At 70.5% G+C, this 6,253-nt stretch carries 5 protein-coding genes; 1 reads left to right on the forward strand and 4 read right to left on the reverse strand.

Annotated elements, in window-relative coordinates; translation table 11 throughout:
• Together WA805_RS10005 and WA805_RS10010 are read right to left on the reverse strand one after the other, a co-directional pair.
• A partial coding sequence (locus WA805_RS10005; RefSeq protein WP_425242204.1) for a glutamate decarboxylase occupies positions 1 to 926 on the reverse strand: 926 nt, incomplete at its 3' end.
• A 230-nt stretch (positions 927 to 1,156) separates the two neighbouring features.
• The gene (locus WA805_RS10010; protein ID WP_422337452.1) at positions 1,157 to 1,537 is read right to left on the reverse strand and encodes a DUF302 domain-containing protein; all 381 of its coding nucleotides are present in this window, start codon (positions 1,535 to 1,537) and stop codon (positions 1,157 to 1,159) included.
• Positions 1,538 to 1,733: 196 nt separating this feature from the next.
• On the opposite strand from WA805_RS10010, the gene WA805_RS10015 reads away from it, so the two are divergent.
• Positions 1,734 to 2,945 (forward strand): hypothetical protein, encoded by a 1,212-nt coding sequence (locus WA805_RS10015; protein ID WP_422290935.1) that lies wholly within the window; start codon positions 1,734 to 1,736, stop codon positions 2,943 to 2,945.
• On the opposite strand, the gene WA805_RS10020 is transcribed toward WA805_RS10015, so the two are convergent.
• Entirely contained in the window at positions 2,942 to 4,378 is a 1,437-nt protein-coding gene (locus WA805_RS10020; RefSeq protein ID WP_425242205.1) for an MFS transporter, read from the reverse strand. The two genes, WA805_RS10015 and WA805_RS10020, sit on opposite strands and share 4 nt — an antisense overlap.
• A gap of 14 nt (positions 4,379 to 4,392) precedes the next feature.
• Positions 4,393 to 6,147 (reverse strand): MFS transporter, encoded by a 1,755-nt coding sequence (locus WA805_RS10025; RefSeq protein ID WP_422272749.1) that lies wholly within the window; start codon positions 6,145 to 6,147, stop codon positions 4,393 to 4,395.
• Positions 6,148 to 6,253 lie beyond the last annotated feature (106 nt).

Consider the following 6,253-nt stretch of genomic DNA (forward strand, 5'->3'; position numbering starts at 1 on the left):
AGGTAGTTCACGTTGAAGATGAGGTCTTCGGGCAGCGCCTCGTCGTCCCGCCATACCACCCAGCCCACGCCGGGGTAGACCAGCCCGTACTTGTGCCCCGAGCTGTTGATCGACGCGACCCGCGGCACCCGGAAGTCCCATTCGATGTCGGGCTGCAGGAACGGCGCGACGAACCCGCCGGACGCGGCGTCCACGTGGATCGGCACGTCGATCCCCGCCGACTCCTGGAGCCCGTCGAGCGCGGCGTTGATGTGCGCGACCGGCTCGTAGCTGCCGTCCATCGTGGACCCCATGATCGCCACGACGCCGATCGTGTTCTCGTCGCACAGCGCGGCCGCCTCCGCGGCGCCGAGGTGCAGCCGCCCCGGCACCATCGGCACGTACTTCGGCTCGACGTCCCAGTACCGGCAGAACTTCTCCCAGCACACCTGGACGTTGGAGCCCATCACCATGTTCGGCCGGTCAGCGGGCTTGGCGGCGGCCTTGCGGCGGGCCCGCCACCGCCAGAGCAGGGCCATGCCGCCGAGCATGCACGCCTCGCTCGACCCGGTGGTCGAGCAGCCGACCGATTTCCCTGGCGCGCACTGCGCGTTCCACAGGCTGCCGAGGATGTTCACGCAGCGCCTCTCGAGCTCGGCGGTCTGCGGGTACTCGTCCTTGTCGATCATGTTCTTGGGGGAGCACTCGGCCATCAGCAGTTCGGCCTCCGGCTCCATCCACGTGGTGACGAACGTGGCCAGGTTCAGCCTGGCGTTGCCGTCGAGGATCAGCTCGTCCCGCACGACCTGCAGCGCTGTGCGCGGCAGCACGCCGGACTCGGGCAGCCGGTACCGGGGAATGTCGCAGCTCTTCTCGCGGAAGTAGAGCGGATTGATCTCGAGTTCGGCGTCCGAGGCGTCCTCGTCGACCTGCTTGTGCAGTGCCATGGCCTAACCCTAACGGGGAGCCTCTCGCCGCGGCCGGCGCGTCCTGGCCCCATCCGGCCCCGGCCGCACCACGGCCCGCGTCTGCTCCTAAGGCCGGCGACCTCAAAGGTGGTCGATGGGCCATCGACCACCAAAGAAGGGGGTCGATGGCCCATCGACCGCGTACGGCAACGCGATCGACCATGAAACTGGGCCTGATAACAGCAAGAAGCGGCGGAGCCGCCGACACCTTACGGGGCGATGAGGGCGTCGGTGAGGGGGTTGATGGCGGCCAGGTTGGCCGCCAGGTTGTCGGGCAGGCCGTACCGGGCGCCGATGGCCGCGGGCGCGGTGTAGGACACCTTCGTCTGGCCCGCGTCGTCCCATACGACGATCTTCAGCGGCAGGTCGAGCGCGCTGAGCGGTGACGCCGCCATCACCGGCGTCCCGGCCGCCGGGTTGCCGAAGATCACCAGCACCGTTTCCCTGAGGTCCTGGCCGGCTTCCCGCGCGGCGGCGGCCTGGTCGATGACCGCGAAGACCTGCACGCCCTTGCCGGCGAGCAGCTCGGTGAACCGCGCGACGGTCGCGGCGACCGGGCGCGGGCTCAGCTTGGTGACGATGTCCGCCATCTCCGGCCTCCTTCTCGGCTACGGCTTCTGCGCTACGGCAACGATATCGGCGGCCTCAGCAGGACCGGCGAAATCCATGGCGTTTCCGTCGTCATAGCCACGGAAACGCCATGGATTTACTCGCGGGCCGGGGTGGGCGGCGCCGCGGGAACCGGTCGTAACGATTCCGGAACGCGGCGCGCGTAGGGTCGCCTGCATGAGCATGGCACCGGGGCGTCGCGCGGCGCAGGCGGTCGCGGTGGCGTTCGGCGTGTTCACGCTCGCCGTCGGCCTGGCCAGCGTGCCGCTTGACGAGATCGCCCGGCTGCCGGGGCCGAAGGGGCCTGTTAATTTCGCCTTCATCGTCGCGGTCATGGTGCCCGCGGTGGCGGTCGGCACCCTGCTGGCGGCCCGCAGGCCGCGCAATCCCATCGGATGGCTGCTGCTGGCGATCTTTCTGATCGCCGTGGCGCCCGCGGGCGACTACGCGATCATCGACTACGGGATGCATCACGGGACGCTGCCGCTCGGCTGGGTCGCTGTCGTGCTGCTGACCAGCTTTCCTGTCTGGCTGGTGCTGATCGCGATCATGCTGTGGGTGTTCCCCGACGGAGTGCTGCCGTCCGGCCGGTGGCGGCGGCCGGCGGTGATCCTGGTGACGGTCGGCGTGCTGCTGGCCCTGGCCGCCGCTGTCGCGGGCGCCGTCTCCGTCATCGGGCACCCCGTCGTCATCGATGCCACCGGCAACCTCGCCAATACGGCACCCGGGCTGACCGCGGCCCTTCAGGGCCTGACGGCTATCGGCGTCCTGGTCAGCCTGGCGGCCTGGCTGATCGTGCAGGTGCCGAGGTACCGGCGCGCCTCCTACGAGCGGCGCCAGCAGCTCAAATGGCTCTACACCGGCGCCGTCGTCTTCGTTGTCTGCCTGTTCCTCGCGGTGTTCACCCCCGACAGCCGGTCGACCTGGGACCTCGCGGTCAACGACGTCATCAGCCCGCTCGGCTTCGCGGTGCTGCCGTTCTGCACCGGGGTCGCGGTCCTGAAGTACCGGCTGTACGCGATCGACAGGATCATCAGCCGGGTGATCTCCTACGCCGTGATCAGCGCGGTGCTCGCCGGGGTGTTCGCCGGGGTGGTGCTGCTGGCCGCGCAGGTGCTGTCGTTCCATACCCCGGTGGGGGTGGCCGTGGCCACGCTGGCGGCCGCTGCGCTGTTCAACCCACTGCGCCGCCGGGTGCAGCGCGCCGTAGACCGCCGGTTCAACAGGTCCCGCTATAACGCCGAGGCAGTGATCGCGGGGTTCACCGCGCGGCTCCGTGGCACGGTCGACCTCGACGCGGTGCGCGACGACCTGGCCGCCGCGGTGGATCAGGCGTTCGAGCCGGCGCACGTCAGCGTGTGGCTCCCGGGACCCGGGCGAGCACGCTAGTCGCGAGCCGCCTGCTCGGAGGAAGCGGCCGAGGAGGGCGTATCCACCGGCTCGCGGGAGGGCGCGGGGGAGCGGGCCAGCGCCACGAGGGCGACGCCGAAGGCGCCCAGGCCGGCGGCGATGAGGAAGGACAGCCGGTAGCCGGCCACCACGTCGCCGGCCGTGGCGGCGGTGCGCGCGGCGGCGGCGGTCGCGAGCACGGCCAGGCCCACAGCCGCGCCGACCTGCTGACCGGTGGTGAACATGGCGCCGGCGATGCCCTGGTCCCTGCCGTGCACGCCGGTGGTGATCGCCACCGACGCGGCGGGCAGCGACAGGCCGATGGACAGCGAGGTGAGCAGCAGGCCGGGCAGCACGCCGTCCAGGTAGCTGGACTGCCCGGTGATCATGAAGGCCAGCCAGAGCTGCCCTGCCGTCATGATCACCAGCCCGGCGAGCAGCACCGGGCGAGCGCCGAACCTCGTGAGCAGCCGGCGGGTGACCAGCGTGGACATGAGCACCACGGTGAGCGTCGACGGGAGCAGGCCGAGACCGGTCTGCACCGGGCTGAAGTGGTGGACCTTCTGCAGGTAGAGGGACAGGAAGTACACGTAACCGGCCAGGGTCGCGCCTATCAGCAGCATCGCCGCGATAGCGGCACGGCGGGCTGGCGCCGCGAGCAGAGACGGCGGGATCATGGGAGCCGGCAGCGTACGTTCCGAATAAATGAAAGCAAGAGCCAGCACGACCGCCGCCACCAGCGCGGCGACGCTCGCCGGGCTGCCGAACCCGTGCTGCTGGCCCTCGGTCAGGCCGTAGATGAGCGCGGCGATCGCGGCGGTGACGAGGGCCGCGCCGCGGATGCCGACCTTGCCGCCGCCCGCGGCGGTGCCCGCGGGCAGCCGGGGCACGAAAGCGAGCAGCAGCGCGATCAGCGGCGGGTTGACCAGGAACACCGCACGCCAGCCGAGGTACTGGGTGAGCAGGCCGCCGGCGATGATCCCGGTGGTCGCGCCGCCGGCGGTGGACGCCTGCCACAGGGCGAGCGCGCGGTTGCGCTCGTGGCCTTCCGGGCTGGCGGTGGTGAGCAGCGACAGCGCCGCGGGGGAGGCGAGCGCGGCGGCCGCGCCCTGCACCATCCTGGCGACGATCAGCATGACCGGCCAGCGGGCCAGGCCACAGCCGAGCGACGCGACGGCGAACAGCACCAGGCCGATGACCAGCAGCCGGCGCCGGCCGAGCAGGTCGGCGAGCCGTCCGCCGGCCAGCAGCAGTGAGCCGAACGTCAGCGCGTACCCGGTGACGATCCACTGCAGTTCCGCCGGCGGCATGGAAAGCTCGCGCTGGATCGTGTTGAGCGCGACGTTGACGATGCTGAAGTCGAGCTGGAGCACGAACTGAACGGCGCAGATCACGCCCGTCGCGAGCGCAGCGGCCCGTCGCGTTTTGTTCACCGTGGTTAACGGTATCAGCCGCGCGACACCCCGGATTCCAGCCGCGACTCGTCGACCTTTGGGCTGGCCGGGACCTGGCGCTTGCCGCGCAGCAGCGACGCGAGGCCGGCCAGCACCGACAGGCCGGCCGAGACGGCGAACACGATGATCAGGCCGCTGTGGAACGGGACCTGCAGCAGGCTGGGGAAGAACGTCCGCCCGGTCAGCTCCGCCTGGCTGGACGCCGGCAGTTTAGCCAGCAGGCCGGGGCCGAGCAGGTGCTCGATCGGGTTCACGCCGAGCACCGAGGCGAACAGCGACGACACCGGAGGCAGGCTCGCCACCTCGTGCGCGGCGCTGGCGGGCACGCCCAGCCGGATCAGCCCGTCGCTCAGCGTCGACGGCAGCGACCTGGACAGGCCGGCGATCATCAGCGTGAAGACGACGCCAATGGACACGGCGGTGCCGGAGTTCTGGAACGTGGCGCGCATCCCTGAGGCGGAGCCGCGGTCGCGGGGCGGGACGCTGCCCATGATCGAGGAGGAGTTAGGCGAGGCGAACATGCCGCTGCCGATCCCGTTCAGCGCGACGAACGTGGCGAAGGCCCAGTACGGGAAGTTGACGGGCAGCAGCATGAGCCCCACGAACGACAACGCGAACACCGCCATGCCGGCCGTCGCGATGCCGCGCGACCCGAACCTGTCCGACAGGATCCCGGACACCGGCCCGGACACCAGGAACCCGGCGGTCATCGGCAGCAAGAAGATGCCTGCCCACAGTGGGGTCTGGTCGTAGTTGTAGCCGTGCAGCGGCAGCCAGATGCCCTGCAGCCAGATGATCAGCATGAACTGGATGCCGCCGCGCGCGATGGACACCAGCAGCCCCGCGATGTTGCCGGCCGTGAACTCGCGGATCTTGAACAGGCTCAGCCGGAACATCGGCTCCGCGACCTTGCTCTCGATGACCACGAACACCAGCAGCAGTGCCACGCCGCCGATCAGCTCGCCGAGCACCACCGGGCTCTGCCAGCCCATCGAGCTGCCGTGATAGGGCTGGATGCCGTAGGTGATGCCGACGAGGACCGCGCCGAGGCCGAGCGCGAACGTGATGTTGCCCCACCAGTCGATCTTGCCGCGGTGCCGTTCGCCGTTGTCGCGCAGCCGCAGGTAGGCCCACAGCGTGCCGAACACGCCGACCGGCAGGTTGATCCAGAACACCGCCCGCCAGTCCCAGGCGGCGAGCAGGCCGCCGGCGACCAGGCCGATGAACATGCCGGCCAGCGCGGCGATCTGGTTGGTGCCGAGGGCGAAGCCGCGGCGTTCTGCCGGGAAGGCGTCGGTGAGAATCGCCGCCGAGTTGGCCATCAGCATCGCCCCGCCGATCGCCTGCAGAAACCGCCACCCGATCAGCCACAGCGCCCCGCCGCTGCCCTGGAACGGGTCGAACGACAGCAGGATCGACGCGACGGTGAACACCACGAAGCCCTGGTTGTACATCCGGACCCGGCCGAACATGTCGCCCAGCCGCCCCAGGTTCACGACCAGCACGGCCTGCACCAGCCGGTAGCCCATGATCATCCACAGCAGGTAGGTGATGTTGCCCGGCCCCAGCGGGTCGAGGTGGATGCCGCGGAAGATCGCCGGCAGGGCGATGATGACGATCGAGCCGTCCAGCGCGGCCATGAAGATCGCCGCGGTCGTGTTGGCCAGGGCGATCCAGGCGTACCTGTCGGGCTTGGGGGCGGGTGGTCGCGGTGTTTTCGGGGTTTTCGGGGTTTTCGCGCCCGGCATCAGAGCCTCTCCGCCAGCCGCTCGAGCAGCGGCGCCGCGGCGAGCAGCAGGTCGCGTTCCGCGGCGGTGAACCCGTCGCGCAGCGCGGCGGCGATCAGCTCGGACC

It is taken from the genome of Trebonia sp., assembly GCF_049794275.1.
Classification (GTDB): domain Bacteria; phylum Actinomycetota; class Actinomycetes; order Streptosporangiales; family Streptosporangiaceae; genus Trebonia.